The organism is Methanofollis fontis (assembly GCF_004297185.1).
Taxonomy (GTDB): Archaea; Halobacteriota; Methanomicrobia; order Methanomicrobiales; family Methanofollaceae; genus Methanofollis; species Methanofollis fontis.
This window is the reverse complement of the sequence record NZ_PGCL01000002.1, coordinates 580332-594876: the sequence shown is the minus strand read 5'-3', so window position 1 is coordinate 594876 and position 14545 is coordinate 580332. Positions and strand designations below refer to the sequence as shown.

Sequence of the window (14545 nt, the reverse complement as noted above, 5' to 3'; positions counted from 1 at the left end):
CGAAACGACCTTCGAGGCCAGGGCGGATCTGTCATTCTTTTTTCTGGTAGGTGGCGTATGCCGGAGCGGGAGATGCAGCGACAAATATTTATTCCATCATTGCGCACCAGAATGCGCACGTGACTGAGCAATCAGTCAGTATGTCGGACCGCCGCACTCCGGTGGGATGGCGATTGAACGGAACAATCGGTGCGAAAGACCGGATGAGCAAGGAATCATTTGATGCGATGTTCCGTGCCCGGATGGGGCAGCAGCATCGGCATGAACTATTGGACCGAACCCCCCTTGACGTGATACCCATGCAGTATAGAAGCGTACCCAAAAACGGCGACCGCCTCTCGGCACTCGGCTTTGGTGCCATGCGTCTCCCGACGCGTTTTGGCCGGATCGACGAGGAGCGCGCCATCCGCCAGATCAGGGGCGCCATTGACCGCGGTGTCAACTACATCGACACCGCCTACCCCTACCACAATGGCGAGAGCGAGAAACTCCTTGCAAAGGCCCTTGCAGACGGCTACCGAGAGCGGGTGTTCGTCGCCGACAAGCTCCCCCCCTGGCTCGTGAAGGGCCGCCAGGACATGGACCGCATCCTCGATGTCCAGTTGAAGAGGCTCGGCACCGACCACATCGACTACTACCTCCTCCACTCCCTGGAGGCGCGTTCCTGGAAAAAACTCCAGGATCTCGACGTCATCTCCTTCCTTGAAGATGCACGGGCTGCGGGGAAGATCAGAAACATCGGCTTCTCCTTTCACGGCGACAGGAAGACCTTTCGGGAGATCGTCGACGCCTATGACTGGACCTTCTGCCAGATCCAGTACAACTACCTCGACGAGGAGATCCAGGCAGGGACCGAGGGGCTGCACTACGCCGCCTCGAAGGGCCTCGCCGTGATGATCATGGAGCCCCTCCGCGGCGGCATGCTTGGACGAAACGTCCCGGATGAAGTGCAGGCGGTCTATGATGATGCCGGCATCGCCCGGAGTCCGGCGGCGTGGGCGTTGCGGTGGGTCTGGGACCACCCGGAGGTGACGGTCGTCCTCTCCGGCATGAACGACGAGGAGAACATCACCGAGAACATCGCCACCTGCGAGGAGGCACTGCCCGGTGCCATGACGGACGCCGAACACGCCGTGGTGGAGCGGGTGGCGGCAACCTACAAGGCGAAGATCCGGGTGGGCTGCACCGGATGCGCCTACTGTATGCCCTGCCCCTTCGGGGTGAACATCCCGCAGTGCTTCGCCTCCTACAACCAGTATCACATGGGGGGCAACCGGATGATGATCCGTGCCTTCTATATCATGCAGGTGATCGGCTTCGATGACAACCCCTCGAACGCCTCCCTCTGCCGGAAATGCGGGAAATGCATGAAGGCCTGCCCGCAGGGGATCGCTATACCCGACGAACTGGAGAAGGTCTCGCGGGACCTCGACGGCCTCCAGACGAGGCTGATGAAGCCCCTCGTAAAGATGATGGTGACCCGGCAGCAGACAGAATGATGATGCCTGATTCCGCCCCCCGGGAGACCGCCCGGGAGAAGCTCCTCCGTGCGGCCCTCCACCTCTTTGTTACGCAGGGGTTCCACGCCACGCCGACGGCGCAGATCAGCCGCGAGGCCGGGGTATCCACCGGCCTCCTCTTCCACCACTTCGGCGACAAGGAGACGCTCGTCAACGAACTCTACCTCTCCATTAAGAAGGAGATGGCGGAGGCGATGCGTGCGGGCGACGACGAGGGTCTTCCCGCCGGGAAACGGATCACCGCCATCCTGCGCACGTTTATCCTGTGGGGGATCTCCCACCCGGAGGAGCGGGCGTTTCTCGACCTCTTCTACCACTCCCCGAACATCTGCGAGGAGGTGAAGGAGCAGGCCTATATGGACTTCGTGTGGATCGGCGAGGTCTATGCCGGGGCGGTCGAGCAGGGGATCGTCGCCGACCTTCCCCACCCCCTCGCATCCGCCATTGTGCTGCAGGTCGCAGGGGCCATCATCGATGTCGCCGGTGCAGGGTGCCCGGGATTGACGACGGAGGAGGTCGTCGATGCGGGCCTTGGCGTGCTCTGGCATGGCATCGGGGGGGCAAGCACCCGCCCGGACCCTGGACCCGACGCCCCCAACCATCGGGTTTTACCCCCATGATGTCAGACACCTACAGGGAACCATGCCGACAATCGGGGTAATCGGAACGGGCAGTATGGGCAGGATGCTGATCAGGGCGCTGATCGCGGGTGGAGCGGCGTCGCCAGAGGAGGTGATCGCATCCAGCAGGTCCGCCGCACCCCTGCTCGAAATCGCACGGGAAACCGGCATCACCGCTCTCGGGAGCAACCGGGCCGTTGCAGGGGGTGCGGACGTCGTATTCCTCTGTGTCAGGCCTTCAGACGTCAGGGGGGTCCTCGAAGAGGTTGGAGATTGCCTGGACGCCGATACCCTGCTCGTATCTATCGCCAGCGACGTCCCCCTCTCGCTCCTTGCCGGGTGGACCGGGGCGCGGCTGGTGCGGGTGATCCCGAGCATCACCTCCGCCGCCCTGAAGGGTGTCACACTCGTGGTCCGCGGTCCGAATGCGGATGAATCGGATATGCGGGTTCTGCACTCGCTCCTGGGTGCGATCAGCACCCCGGTCGAGTGCGGCGAGGACGAGATCGAGGTGATGACGGCGCTGACCTCCTGCGGACCGGCATTCTTCGCCGCCTTCCTCCGTGAATGTGCGGCATCGGCCGTTCGGACAGGGATGCTCTCACCGGAACGGGCGGAGACTGCCGTTCGGGAGACCTTCATCGGCACCGCTGCCCTGCTTGATGGGGGGATGGAGACCTTTGAAGAGATCATCGATGCCGTCGCCACGCCGGGTGGGATCACCGAGGCGGGGGTGCAGATGATCGGGGAGGATCTTCCGCCTCTCTTCGACCGTCTCCTCCAGACCACCATCACCCGCCATGCCGAGGTGAAGGCGCGGATCGGCAGGACCGGGTAGGAACCCGTGTTCCTCCCTCCCTCATTTTTTCGTTTCGGCAGGTTTTTTTCCCATCGGGGTATCTGAGTAATCATGGAGCGTTTACGACTGCATCTTCGATGGATGAGTCTGATTTTCATCCTCTCCCTGCTCTGTCTGCCGGCACTGGCGGCGACGACTGAAACGACAGCGACCACCGCCGTCCCGACGACCACTGCCGTACCCACCACCACGGCGACCACCGCCGTCCCGACGACCACTGCTGCACCCACCACCACGGCGACCACACCTGTCCCGACGACCACTGTCGCACCCACCACCACGGCGACCACCGCCGCCCCGACGACCACTGCTGCACCCACCACCCTGGCCACAGCAGTGCCGACGACGACATCACAGGCGGTGGTGACCCTGCCGGCCGAAGGAAGCGGGAAGAGCTGGTTTGACGTCTACACCAACGTGGACGGCGTGAGCATCTACTTCGACGGCGCCTATCAGGGCACGACGGCGCAGGGCGTCCTCACCGTCGAATGGGCGACCACCGGGACGCCGCCGCGGACGGTGACCGGCGAGAAGAGCGGGTATTCCTCTGCGAGCGAACCCCTCCCGGCCGTTCCCCCCGCGGGTCACCACGCCTCGGTGTATCTCACCCTCAACCCGGTCACCCCCAGCACCGGCAGCATCGGGTTCTCCTCCACCCCGAAGGGTGCGAACATCAGGATCAACGGCGCCTTTTACGGCACCACCCCCCACCAGGTGAACCATCTCGCCCCGGGAACCTACCAGATCGCCATCGACTATCCGGGTTATCAGACCTACACCTCGACCGAAGAGGTGGTCTCAGGAAAGATCACCTATGTCGACGCCGTCCTGCAGGCGGTTGAGCAGTATGGCACGCTCTCGGCGAAATCGAGTCCGCAGGGCGCCTATATCTATATCGACGGCAATTACCACGGCACCACTCCGCAGACGATCGGCGGTCTGGTGCAGGGCTCCCACACCGTCGAGCTCACCCTGCCCGGCTACACCGAGTGGTCGGGGACGGTGCGGATCTATACCGGTCAGGTCACCTACCTGAACGAACCCCTGGATCAGATCCCGCAACCTGCCAGCGGTGCGCTCTCCATCGCCTCGACACCTGCCACTGCGTCCGTTTCTGTGGATGGGGTCTCCTATGGCGTGACCCCGCAGAACAACCGCCTTGTCGTCAACGACATCGCCGCGGGCCAGCACACCGTGGTCATCAGCCTTGCCGGCTATGAGGACTTCTCGAAGACGGTCTCGGTCACCGCCGGGCAGACCACGACGGTCGACGCCACGCTCACCAGTGTCGGCACCGGATCGGCGACCATCGAGTCCACGCCGGCGGGTGCGACGATCTATCTGAACAACCAGAACTACGGCATCACGCCGCTGACGATCCCCAACCTCGCCTACGGCGACTACACCATCAGACTGACCCTGGACGGTTATCAGGACTACACCTCCACGATCACGGTGAACCAGGGTGCGACCACCCCGGTCTCGGCGCAGATGGTGGCGGTGCCCCCCACGACGGAGGCCGCCGCCGCCCCCATCATCCCCTGTATCGCCCTGCTCTGTGCCGGTCTCGGCCTGGTGCGGCTGATGCGGCGGGAGTGAACCCCACATCCTTTTTTTCGACTGTCCGCTCCCCCTATGAGAGCATCTTCTCGGTGACGACCCCCCTCTCCGGATCGATCGCAAACCCCTCCGGTGCCTGGAGCAGATCCAGGGGGTTGATCCCCATGGTGATCAGGTCATCCTGACTGAAGACCCTCCTCCGCTCCTCGCCGTCCCGCCGGTAGACCACCTCAATACCGTCGATGTGCTCGACCGCATCGACAATCCCGAACATATCCCCCTACTACTCCGGGTCCGGTTTAAACATGCCGCCATGCCCCCGCCCCTCACTCCTCCAGCCGTATTATCGGGCCGTATCCCCCACCAATCACCTTAAGTCGTTCTGTGCGCAATCTTCATGCTACAGAGGAGGGCAGGGCCGGCAGCCGTCGACCGCTGTCTCGCAGCCCATGGAAGAAACCGAAGATCTCAAAACGCTCACTATCGTCCAGCTCTATGCACTCAGCATCATCGCCGAAAATCAGCCCGGTGTGCTGCGCGACATCGCCACGGTCATGGCAGGGAACTCTGTGAATGTGGTGACGGTGCAGCAGTCGATCCTGGCGAGCGGTGCCGATGCCGGGCGGGCCCTCTTTTATTTCGAAGTGGAGTGTGCGGGGGGTGTCGGAGAGATGATCGCAGATCTGCTCAGTCTCCCGACGATCCATCACGTCTCAACCTACGACACCTTCTCAAAAATCTTCGGCTCCAGAGTGATCATCTTTGGTGGCGGCGCCCAGGTGGGGCAGGTGGCGATGGGTGCCGTGAACGAGGCGGACCGCCACAATATCCGCGGCGAACGGATCTCGGTGGACACCCTCCCGCTTGTCGGTGAGAAAGAGCTTGCAGAGGCGGTCGACGCCGTCGTCCGTCTTCCGAGGGCCAGCATTCTGGTGCTCGCCGGATCCATTATGGGGGGGCAGATCACCGGGGCGGTCGAGCGGGTGCGGGCGGCAGGCATACCGGTCATCGCCCTGAAAATGGCCGGCAGTGTCACGAAGCATGTGGATCTGGTCGTCACCGATCCCATTCAGGCGGGGGTGTTTGCGGTGATGCATGTTTCGAAACGGGCGGTATTCGACATCAACCGGGTCAGGGGGCAGGAGTTCTGATGGACGAGGATATCATTCAGCGTGCGGTGGCAGTGCTCAGGCAGGACGGACTGGTGGTCTATCCGACCGATACGATCTATGGACTCGGAGCGGACGCCTTCTCAGAAAACGCAATCGAACGGGTCTATCAGGTAAAGATGCGCCCCCGTGTGATGCCGATCTCGGTGGCGGTCTCTGATGTGGAGATGCTGGCGGCGATCGCCCATCTCGACCGGCGGGCCGATGCCTTCATCGACCGTTTTCTGCCGGGCCCGGTGACGGTGGTGCTCAGGGCGAAGTCCTGCATCCCCGAAATCCTCACCGGCGGCACCGGCATGATCGGCATCCGCTTCCCCGACCATCCGGTGCCCCTCTCGATCATCCGGGAACTCGACGCCCCGATCACGGCGACCTCAGCGAATATCCACGGCAGACCCGATCCGGTCTCTGCCAATGATGTGCATGTTTCCCATGATCTCCTCATCGACGGTGGGCAGTTGCCCGGGATTCCGAGCACGGTCGTCGACCTTCTCCACTGGAGGGTGATCCGACCGGGATCCGGGATCGAGGAGATCGGGGCCTTTCTTGCGGAGTGAATATGAAGCCGATCAGGTTACGCGATTTTGTAGAGGATATTGAGGGGCGGATCTATGCGGTCTCCGCCTATGACAACACCGAACGGGCCGGGTGCGTGCTGCGCTATGTCCCTGACCCCGACGGTGAGCGTGTGGACCCGGCGGGGCGGCGCTACACAAAGCTCGATTTCGAACCGGCGTACGACTATATCAGGGCACACAAACCCGAGTATCTCGATGGCCTCCACCGCGTGCCCATCGCCGATATCCTGAGGATCTACAAACCCGAGGAGCGGATCGACTGGATCGCCTCACGGGATCCGAGGGTGGCGGCGCTCCTCTCCCACTTCGATCTCCCGGCGGGATCGGTGGGCTGCACCGGTTCTCGGCTTGTCGGGCTTGAGAATGGGGCATCTGATATCGACCTGGTGGTCTATGGCGCGGCCTGGTTCTTGGCGCAGGCGCAGCTCGCCCGCCTTGTCGGAGCGGGGAGACTGCCCGGCATGAGCGAGGAGATGTGGCGGCGGGTGTATGAGAAACGGGTCCCCGAGATCTCTTTTGATGTCTTCGTCCTCCATGAGGGGAGGAAGTGGAACCGGGGGGAGTTCGGGGACACATGGTTCGATCTCCTCTATACGCGCTCCTATGACGCCCTCGCCTCGGCGCCTGCAGGGCGGGGCCGGGAGATCGGGCGGGCCCGGATCGAGGCGGTCGTCACCGATGCCTCGCATTCCTTCGATTCGCCGGCCGTCTATGAGGTGGAGCACGAGTCGGTCTCGCGGGTGATCTCCTTCACCCACACCTACTGCGGGCAGGCGCTGGCAGGGGAGACGATCGAGGCCGCCGGCGTGCTGGAGGAGCACGGCGATACGCAGTGGCTCATCGTCGGGACGACCAGAGAGGCGAAGGGCGAATATATTGTTTCCAGAAGCCTGCTCGAGTCAGAGCAGGTCTGAGAGTTTTTTCGGTCCCGGACTGCACCTCTCCTGATAGGGGCAGCGGGTGCAACGGGGGTTGAGGGGTTTTTGCGGGATTTTTCCCGCTTCGACCGACTGTGCGGCGGCGATTGCCCTGAGCATCGCCCGCCGGTCGCGCGGTCCGGGGGTACAGAAGCGGATGACGCCCGAGGGGACGTACTCTACATACCCCCCGTCCACCGCAAGCCCGAGGGTTTCCTGGACACATGCGGTGAAGCAGGCGATCCGCAGGCGGTCGGTGGCATGGACGCCGGCCTTAGGTGCCTCGCTCGAGCGGGTGATCGCAAAACCGGGCAGGGCCGGATCGGCCTTGTCGACGACGCCGCGGATGCCGAGGGTGTGCGATGAGACCGGCACGTCGGCATCGGAGAAGCGGACCCATTCCCTGTCCCTGCAATTCTCCATGCACTGCTCGAAGAGTTCGTGCTCCTCGCTCCCGGCATGGGGCAGCACGGTCAGGATCTCCTGCCAGATCGCCGTCGGGTCGAAGGGCTCTCCAAGGTGGTAGGAGACCTGTTTGCAGACGGCATAGCGCGGTGGTTCCTCGTGCTCCTCCCGGCGGTCATAATAGAGACGAAGGGGGCAGAAGTGGGCGGCGGAGACGGCGGAGACACCGATCAGGTCGGGGGAATCGTCCATGGGACAACTCCTTATCCACCCTCTGCTTATACCTTATGGTATGAGCCAGAAGGAAATCGCGGTCAGCGTTCCGCAGGGTCTCGACCCGGTCTATGCCAACCGCATCCAGGTTGCATACAAGGAGGATGAGTTCACGTTCATCTTCCTCCACGAGATCCCGGGGACGAACCAGGCGCGGGCGAAGTCGATTGTCTCCATCACTCCCAGACACGCCAAGAACCTCATCGCCGTGCTTTCCCGGAGCATGAAGGACTACGAGGAGAAGTTCGGGACGATTCAGGCGCCCTCAGAGAAGTCCGGCGAGACGAACGTCACGATGCGGGGCTATTCCTGACCCGCCGTCGCTATCTTTTTTAGCCGTAAGGTCGATATTATTGGGTACGCCGCCGTGGCTTAGAGGTATAGCGGCTGATTCGTAATCAGCAGGTCGAGGGTTCAAATCCCTCCGGCGGCTCTCTCGATTTTGTTCAGTTCTTTTTCAAAACAGGGCCTTAAAAATCCGCTGATGGTCCGGGTTATGGCAGGCGTGTATATGCTGTGATCGCTTACATGGTATTTCCTGCGGATCGGAGAACCGCACCGAGCACGGTGTGCCGCCCTCGGTTCATCACTTCCCGGCAGTTGTCTCGGCTGCTGTCTCCTCCCCCCCTCCACCCTCATCCTCCTGACAGAGGCGTTGTATCAGCCCTTTATACTCCGCAAATTCACCGGACGTGAGATGCCCCTTTTCCTTCAGCGCCCCCATCCGCTCCAGCAGGGTGACCGCCGCATCGAGTCGCTCGCTCCCTCCGTCGTCACGTTTTCTCTGGTGTTCCTCGATGAAACCGCTCGCAAGGATGGCGGAGGGGAGTGCGAGGAGCATGACGCCGAGGATCGTCACGAACGAGGCGATCGTCTGGCCTATGGGGGTTACCGGGTAGATGTCGCCGTATCCGACCGTCGTCACCGTCATCATCGCCCACCACATGGCGGCGGGAATGCTGGAGAATTTCTCAGGTTGGGCATCGTGTTCGACGCCATACATGACCGTCGAGGAGAAGAGGATGACAAAGACCAGGAAGAAGATCATCAGGGAGAAGATCTCCCGTTTCCTGAGGAGAACCCGTTTCAACTGGGCGAGCGAGGCGGACCGGCGGGAATACCGCCCGAGTTTGAAGATCGACAGCAGCCGGAATATCCGGAGGAGGGCGAAATCCTGGGGGAAGAATATCGGAAAACAGAGCGGCAGTATGGAGATGAGATCGATTATCTGGTAGATGCCTGAAGCGAACCGTAACCGTTCGGCAGTCCGCTCCCGGAACGTCGGCGCCGAGGTGCAGGCCCAGAGGCGGAGAATGTATTCTGCGGCGAATACCAGAAGACAGAAGGTGATGGCCGCATTCAGGACCGACTGCGTCGTCGGCTGAATGCCGGGGATGGTGAATATGACGACTGCGACGCTGTTTGCCAGGATCACGAGGGCGAGAGTGATCTGGACCGCGGCCGTTGTTCTGTTCTTCCAGAACGGCGATTCGAGGATGTCGTGGATCCGATGTTTGACGCTTTTATGGGTGGGTTCTTCGGGCTTCATCCTGCCTCCGCCGGTATCTCCTGCTCTTTTGCGTCCCGGAAGGACCCGTATGTTCCTGGCATGGACGCACCAACCGTCCTGAGGGTCAAAGGCATGGTGCGCTCGATCAGACAAACGCTCCTGCTTCGGCGGAGGACACGCCCTCCTTTTCCTTCACCAGGAGCATCAGAATGATGCCGAGCACCTCGACCCCCATCAGGAAGAGAAATGCCGCATCGAATCCGCTGGAGAGTTCTGCGGCAGGAATTGCGTGTGCCCCCACCTCGGCGAGCTTCGGGCCGAGTGCGGCGGCGGCGACGAGCATCACCAGTGCCACCCCCAGGGAGGATCCGAGGTTTGTCATCATCTTGATGAGACCGGATGCGGTGCCCCGCTCCTTCACCGGCGACTCTCCCATCACCGCACTGTTCAGGGGTGCATATGCCACGCCGCTCCCTGCCCCGAGGAGGAAGAGGTAGATGCACACATGACCGATGCTCGATTCGGGCCCGAGCGTCGAGAGGAGGAGGAGGGCCAGCGAACTGACGACAAATCCAATGATGATCGGCTTTTTGGTCCCGATCACGTCCGACATTTTGCCGGCGATGGGGGAGGTGAGGATCATCCCGATCGGCAGGGCGAGCAGCACCGCTCCTGCAATGTCGGTCGAGAGGTCCCTGACCATCTCAAGGTAAAACGGTATCAGGATCATCACGCCGGCCATTCCCATCTGGATGAACATGATATTGAAATTCTGAAGGGAAAACGCCCGGTTTTTAAACAGGGCAATGTTCACGAGCGGTTCGGCCACCTTCCGCTCACGGAGAATGAAGACGGCCCAGAAGATCGCCGAAACGATGAGTGCTATTATGGCGCCGGTTTTTGCCGCACCCTGGAGTGAGGTCAGGCCGAAGATGAGGGTGCCGAGGGCGACGAATATGAGCACGACTCCGGGCAGATCGAGTTTTGCGTCCGGTGCCGGGGGGGCGAGCCGCGGGATGGCGTGCAGACCGAGCAGAATCGCCAGGATGCCGACCGGGATGTTGACGTAGAAGATGAACCGCCAGGAGAAGGCGCTCGTCAGAAATCCGCCGATGACCGGTCCGAGCGCCGCACCGAGCATCGTGAACATCGCCACGATGCCGAGCGCCTGACCCCTGAGCGAGGCCGCGAGGTAGGAGGTGACCATCACCGATCCGAGCGCCGCAATCGTCGCACCCCCGATCGCCTGGAGCATTCTGGCGCCGATCAGGGCGTCAAGGCCCGGAGCGAGTCCGCAGATGGCGGATCCGATCGTAAACACGATGAAACCTCCGAGGAAGACCGGACGGTAGCCCCTGATGTCTCCCAGGCGGGACGAGGCGAGCAGCAGACTGACCAGGATGATCAGGTAGGCGTTCAGCACCCATGATACATCGACGGTCGAGACATCGAATGCCTTACCAATCGCAGGGAGTGCGATATTGACGATGGTCGCATCCAGCCCTGCCATGAACGAACCGAGCGAGATGACGAGAACAATCGATAATTCCTTCGGGGACATCTTCCGGGATCCGGTTTCACCGCCCATGATAGTACCTTGATGCAGGGTCTATATATTCGGTATGAAATGCCTCCAGTGTGTATTCAGAACGTCCCCCGGCACAGTACATTCCTGTTGTTCTGGCTTTTGCCTGGATCTGAGATTCCGAATACTTTATGGTGAAGGAAGAGGTTTGAGCAACTGCGCCCCGTTCTGTTGCCGGCGATGGTTCTCCGCCCGGCGACCTGAATCTTTATATTCTCTAAATCCGCTGGTGCTCGTAGTATGGAGGAGGAGCACGACACCCCGACCCGCATCCTTCGCGCCCTGCGGTTCCGGCCGAAGGGTATGACCATCACCGAGGTGGCGAAACGGATCGGGGTGACCAGAAACTCGGTCTCGAAGCACCTGGAGATCATGCAGATCGCAGGCAAAGTCGACGTGCGGAATGTCGGGAACGCCAAGCTCTACTCGCTTGCCCAGCGCGTTCCGATGTCCGCCTTTCTCTGCTTCACCAAGAACCTGATCCTGATCCTGGACAGCGCCGGGCGGATCGTGCAGGTGAACGACCGGTGCCAGCAGGCCCTGAGGCGCTCGAAAGACGACCTGCTCGGTCTGACCCTTGAGGAGGCAGCGCTCCCGGTGGTCTCCACCCCGGAGGCGATCGCCGTCGTCGAGGGTCTGGAGCGTGAGCAGGTGATCACCGACCTTCGCTACCGGAGCAATGGGACGGACCTCTTCTACCAGATGCAGGCGATCCCAACCACCTTTGACGACGGGGAGAAGGGGTGCACCCTGGTGCTCGAGGACATCACCGAACAGAAACGCTACGTCCGGAACATGGAGTTTCTCGCGAGGACGGCGATGGAGCTCGTCGACCTGCCGGCGGAGGCGGATATTTATGAGTATATTGCCGAACAGGTCCATGAACTCGTACCCGAAGCCCGTGTCATGGTGACTTCCTTTGACGAAGTCAACCGGCAGATGATTCTCAGGTCAATTAAGGATAATACCTTCCGGGAAAATGTAAAAAAAATCGCTGGAAAAGACCTTGTAGGCACCGTTTTTCCAATCACAGAATTATTATTCAGTGCACCGTTTCATTATACGCCGGAAACATTTTTTCCGCTTCGGGAGTTTTTTCTTAATCAAAAACCCGGGAAAAATCAGGTAACATTTTATGATATATGTGCAGGTGTAATCCCAAAGGAAATCTGTGACATTGGTGTTCATACGCTGAATCTCGGAAAAATGTACGGCATCGGCCTGGTCTGGCAGGACCAGGTCTTTGGAATCGCCAGTATTTTCTTCACCCCTCAGGAGGAACTCAACGACCGGAAGGCGTTCGAGTCCTTCATCCGCCAGGCCTCGATCGCCATCGCCCGGCGTCAGACCGAGGAACGCCTCCGCCGGAGCGAGCACCGGTTCAGGGAGGTGATCGACTCTTCTCCCTCCGCCGCCGCCCTCATCGACGCCGACGGCCGCTACACCTTCCTCAACCGGCAGTTCACCGACCTCTTCGGCTACACCCTCTCCGACATCCCCGCCGGACGAGAGTGGTTCAAAAAGGCGTTCCGTGACGAACATGCACGGAAGGAGGCGATCGCCGCCTGGAAGTCCGACCTTGCGGAGGTGGGCAGGGGGGAGATGAGGCCGCGGACCTTCGCGGTCCGGTGCAAGAGCGGTGGGGAGAAGGCGATCCTCTTTCGTCCGGTGGAGCTCTGCGACGGCACCCATTATGTCACCTATGAGGACGTCACCGAAGAGCGCCGGGCATACCAGATGCTGGTCGATGAGATCGCAGAGCTGCGGCGACAGCTCGTCGCCCGCCCGGCGCCCTGAAAACAGTATGGTGGTGGCAGGGCGCATCTAAAATATCTCCTCTTTATCAGGTAAATCTCTGAACACCCGTGGATGCAAAAGTATATCGTGTGAATTATACTTGTGTCGGGTATGCCGGAAGACGACGACACCCCGACCCGCATCCTTCGCGCCCTGCGGTTCCGGCCGAAGGGTATGACCATCACCGAGGTGGCGAAACGGATCGGGGTGACCAGAAACTCGGTCTCGAAGCACCTGGAGATCATGCAGATCGCAGGCAAAGTCGACGTGCGGAATGTCGGGAACGCCAAGCTCTACTCGCTTGCCCAGCGCGTTCCGATGTCCGCCTTTCTCTGCTTCACCAAGAACCTGATCCTGATCCTGGACAGCGCCGGGCGGATCGTGCAGGTGAACGACCGGTGCCAGCAGGCCCTGAGGCGCTCGAAAGACGACCTGCTCGGGCTGACCCTCGAGGAGGCAGCACTCCCGGTGGTCTCCACCCCGGAGGCGATCGCCGTCGTCGAGGGTCTGGAGCGTGAGCAGGTGATCACCGACCTCCGCTACCGGAGCAATGGGACGGACCTCTTCTACCAGATGCAGGCGATCCCTACCACCTTCGACGACGGGGAGAAGGGGTGCACCCTGGTGCTCGAGGACATCACCGAACAGAAGCGCTACGTCCGGAACATGGAGTTTCTCGCGAGGACGGCGATGGAGCTCGTCGACCTGCCGGCGGAGGCGGATATCTACTGGTATATCGCCGACAGGATCCGTGAACTCGTACCCGAAGCCCGTGTCATCGTGCACTCCTTCGATGAGGTCAACCGCCAGATGATCCTCCGGGCGATGGAGGACAGTCGCTTTCGGGAGGATGCAAAACGGATTGTGGGAAGAGACCTCCCTGGCACGGTCTTCCCGATTACGGATCTCTTATCCAGTGCTCCGTTTAATTACACCCCGGAGCGATTTGTTCCCCTGCGCGAGTTCATCCTCAATCAGGAGCCCGGGGAGGACGGGGTCTCGTTCTATGATCTCTGTGCGGGCATTTTCCCTCGGGACGTCTGCGATATCGTCGTCCGTGAACTGAATCTCGGAAAAATGTACGGCATCGGCCTGGTCTGGCAGGACCAGGTCTTTGGAATCGCCAGTATTTTCTTCACCCCTCAGGAGGAACTCAACGACCGGAAGGCGTTCGAGTCCTTCATCCGCCAGGCCTCGATCGCCATCGCCCGGCGTCAGACCGAGGAACGCCTCCGCCGGAGCGAGCACCGGTTCAGGGAGGTGATCGACTCCTCCCCCTCCGCCGCCGCCCTCATCGACGCCGACGGCCGCTACACCTTCCTCAACCGGCGGTTCACCGACCTCTTCGGCTACACCCTCTCAGACATCCCCGCCGGACGGGAGTGGTTCAAAAAGGCGTTCCCTGACGACCATGCACGGAAGGAGGCGATCGCCGCCTGGAAGTCCGACCTTGCGGAGGTGGGCAGGGGGGAGATGAGGCCGCGGACCTTCGCGGTCCGGTGCAAGAGCGGTGGGGAGAAGGCGTTCCTCTTTCGTCCGGTGGAGCTCTGCGACGGCACCCATTATGTCACCTATGAGGACGTCACCGAAGAGCGCCGGGCATACCAGATGCTGGTCGATGAGATCGCTGAGCTGCGGCGACAGCTCGCCTCTCCCCCGGAATAATAAAACTATGCAAAGCAACAGGGTTCAGCGGCTCTATTTCGTAAACCTTGATGATAATACCGGGCAAGAGGGCTGGATGTCACAGGA

General features: G+C 61.3%; 14 protein-coding genes and 1 tRNA gene. 11 read left to right on the top strand and 4 right to left on the bottom strand.

The features are described from left to right. Positions 1 to 299: 299 nt before the first annotated feature. The 4 genes from CUJ86_RS06815 (at position 300) to CUJ86_RS06800 (ending at position 4598) form a co-directional block, all read left to right on the top strand. A complete protein-coding gene (locus CUJ86_RS06815; protein WP_130646802.1) occupies positions 300 to 1499 on the top strand; it encodes an aldo/keto reductase in 1200 nt (399 codons plus the stop codon). Beyond that, positions 1496 to 2140: a TetR/AcrR family transcriptional regulator gene (locus tag CUJ86_RS06810; protein ID WP_130646801.1), complete on the top strand. Its 645-nt coding sequence runs from the start codon at positions 1496 to 1498 to the stop codon at positions 2138 to 2140. Before CUJ86_RS06815 ends, CUJ86_RS06810 begins: the two co-directional genes overlap by 4 nt. Positions 2141 to 2162: 22 nt before the next feature. Beyond that, positions 2163 to 2978 (top strand): pyrroline-5-carboxylate reductase family protein, encoded by an 816-nt coding sequence (locus CUJ86_RS06805; protein ID WP_165394807.1) that lies wholly within the window; start codon positions 2163 to 2165, stop codon positions 2976 to 2978. 102 nt (positions 2979 to 3080) lie between these two features. Continuing rightward, positions 3081 to 4598 (top strand): PEGA domain-containing protein, encoded by a 1518-nt coding sequence (locus CUJ86_RS06800; protein WP_130646799.1) that lies wholly within the window; start codon positions 3081 to 3083, stop codon positions 4596 to 4598. Between the two features lie 34 nt (positions 4599 to 4632). Here the strand turns inward: CUJ86_RS06800 and CUJ86_RS06795 are convergent, their stop codons facing one another. Next, positions 4633 to 4833 (bottom strand): hypothetical protein, encoded by a 201-nt coding sequence (locus CUJ86_RS06795; protein ID WP_130646798.1) that lies wholly within the window; start codon positions 4831 to 4833, stop codon positions 4633 to 4635. A 175-nt stretch (positions 4834 to 5008) separates the two neighbouring features. Here CUJ86_RS06795 and CUJ86_RS06790 point away from each other — a divergent pair, with 175 nt between their 5' ends. Genes CUJ86_RS06790 through CUJ86_RS06780 form a run of 3 tightly spaced genes read left to right on the top strand, consistent with a single transcriptional unit; the run spans position 5009 to position 7220 of the window. Beyond that, positions 5009 to 5710: a DUF5612 domain-containing protein gene (locus CUJ86_RS06790; protein ID WP_130646797.1), complete on the top strand. Its 702-nt coding sequence runs from the start codon at positions 5009 to 5011 to the stop codon at positions 5708 to 5710. Beyond that, complete coding sequence (locus tag CUJ86_RS06785) at positions 5710 to 6285, top strand: L-threonylcarbamoyladenylate synthase (RefSeq protein ID WP_130646796.1); 576 nt, start codon at positions 5710 to 5712, stop codon at positions 6283 to 6285. Before CUJ86_RS06790 ends, CUJ86_RS06785 begins: the two co-directional genes overlap by 1 nt. Positions 6286 to 6287: 2 nt before the next feature. Beyond that, complete coding sequence (locus tag CUJ86_RS06780) at positions 6288 to 7220, top strand: DNA polymerase subunit beta (protein ID WP_130646795.1); 933 nt, start codon at positions 6288 to 6290, stop codon at positions 7218 to 7220. Here the strand turns inward: CUJ86_RS06780 and CUJ86_RS06775 are convergent. After that, entirely contained in the window at positions 7206 to 7880 is a 675-nt protein-coding gene (locus CUJ86_RS06775) for a CRISPR-associated protein Cas4 (protein WP_130646794.1), read from the bottom strand. The two genes, CUJ86_RS06780 and CUJ86_RS06775, sit on opposite strands and share 15 nt — an antisense overlap. Before the next feature lie 40 nt (positions 7881 to 7920). On the opposite strand from CUJ86_RS06775, the gene CUJ86_RS06770 reads away from it, so the two are divergent. Next, positions 7921 to 8214, top strand: a complete 294-nt coding sequence (locus tag CUJ86_RS06770; RefSeq protein WP_130646793.1) for a DUF3467 domain-containing protein — start codon at positions 7921 to 7923, stop codon at positions 8212 to 8214. Positions 8215 to 8262: 48 nt separating this feature from the next. Continuing rightward, positions 8263 to 8334, top strand: a tRNA-Thr gene (locus CUJ86_RS06765). 153 nt (positions 8335 to 8487) lie between these two features. Here the strand turns inward: CUJ86_RS06765 and CUJ86_RS06760 are convergent. Together CUJ86_RS06760 and CUJ86_RS06755 are read right to left on the bottom strand one after the other, a co-directional pair. Further along, entirely contained in the window at positions 8488 to 9450 is a 963-nt protein-coding gene (locus tag CUJ86_RS06760; RefSeq protein ID WP_130646792.1) for an ion transporter, read from the bottom strand. 106 nt (positions 9451 to 9556) lie between these two features. Continuing rightward, a complete protein-coding gene (locus CUJ86_RS06755; protein WP_130646791.1) occupies positions 9557 to 10999 on the bottom strand; it encodes a DHA2 family efflux MFS transporter permease subunit in 1443 nt (480 codons plus the stop codon). Positions 11000 to 11236: 237 nt separating this feature from the next. Between CUJ86_RS06755 and CUJ86_RS06750 the strand changes: the two genes are divergently transcribed. Beyond that, positions 11237 to 12793 carry a PAS domain-containing protein gene (locus CUJ86_RS06750; protein ID WP_130646790.1) on the top strand — a complete coding sequence of 519 codons (1557 nt, stop codon included), beginning with the start codon at positions 11237 to 11239 and terminating at the stop codon, positions 12791 to 12793. 111 nt (positions 12794 to 12904) lie between these two features. Further along, positions 12905 to 14458 (top strand): PAS domain-containing protein, encoded by a 1554-nt coding sequence (locus tag CUJ86_RS06745; protein ID WP_130646789.1) that lies wholly within the window; start codon positions 12905 to 12907, stop codon positions 14456 to 14458. Positions 14459 to 14545: the final 87 nt, after the last annotated feature.

Coding starts and splice junctions, on each gene's coding strand:
- CUJ86_RS06810 (WP_130646801.1), top strand. CDS start 1,496: ATGATGATGCCTGATTCCGCCCCCCGGGAGACCGCCCGGGAGAAGCTC.
- CUJ86_RS06755 (WP_130646791.1), bottom strand. CDS start 10,999: ATGGGCGGTGAAACCGGATCCCGGAAGATGTCCCCGAAGGAATTATCG.
- CUJ86_RS06745 (WP_130646789.1), top strand. CDS start 12,905: ATGCCGGAAGACGACGACACCCCGACCCGCATCCTTCGCGCCCTGCGG.
- CUJ86_RS06775 (WP_130646794.1), bottom strand. CDS start 7,880: ATGGACGATTCCCCCGACCTGATCGGTGTCTCCGCCGTCTCCGCCGCC.
- CUJ86_RS06770 (WP_130646793.1), top strand. CDS start 7,921: ATGAGCCAGAAGGAAATCGCGGTCAGCGTTCCGCAGGGTCTCGACCCG.
- CUJ86_RS06805 (WP_165394807.1), top strand. CDS start 2,163: ATGCCGACAATCGGGGTAATCGGAACGGGCAGTATGGGCAGGATGCTG.
- CUJ86_RS06815 (WP_130646802.1), top strand. CDS start 300: ATGCAGTATAGAAGCGTACCCAAAAACGGCGACCGCCTCTCGGCACTC.
- CUJ86_RS06750 (WP_130646790.1), top strand. CDS start 11,237: ATGGAGGAGGAGCACGACACCCCGACCCGCATCCTTCGCGCCCTGCGG.
- CUJ86_RS06785 (WP_130646796.1), top strand. CDS start 5,710: ATGGACGAGGATATCATTCAGCGTGCGGTGGCAGTGCTCAGGCAGGAC.
- CUJ86_RS06780 (WP_130646795.1), top strand. CDS start 6,288: ATGAAGCCGATCAGGTTACGCGATTTTGTAGAGGATATTGAGGGGCGG.
- CUJ86_RS06790 (WP_130646797.1), top strand. CDS start 5,009: ATGGAAGAAACCGAAGATCTCAAAACGCTCACTATCGTCCAGCTCTAT.
- CUJ86_RS06760 (WP_130646792.1), bottom strand. CDS start 9,450: ATGAAGCCCGAAGAACCCACCCATAAAAGCGTCAAACATCGGATCCAC.
- CUJ86_RS06795 (WP_130646798.1), bottom strand. CDS start 4,833: ATGTTCGGGATTGTCGATGCGGTCGAGCACATCGACGGTATTGAGGTG.
- CUJ86_RS06800 (WP_130646799.1), top strand. CDS start 3,081: ATGAGTCTGATTTTCATCCTCTCCCTGCTCTGTCTGCCGGCACTGGCG.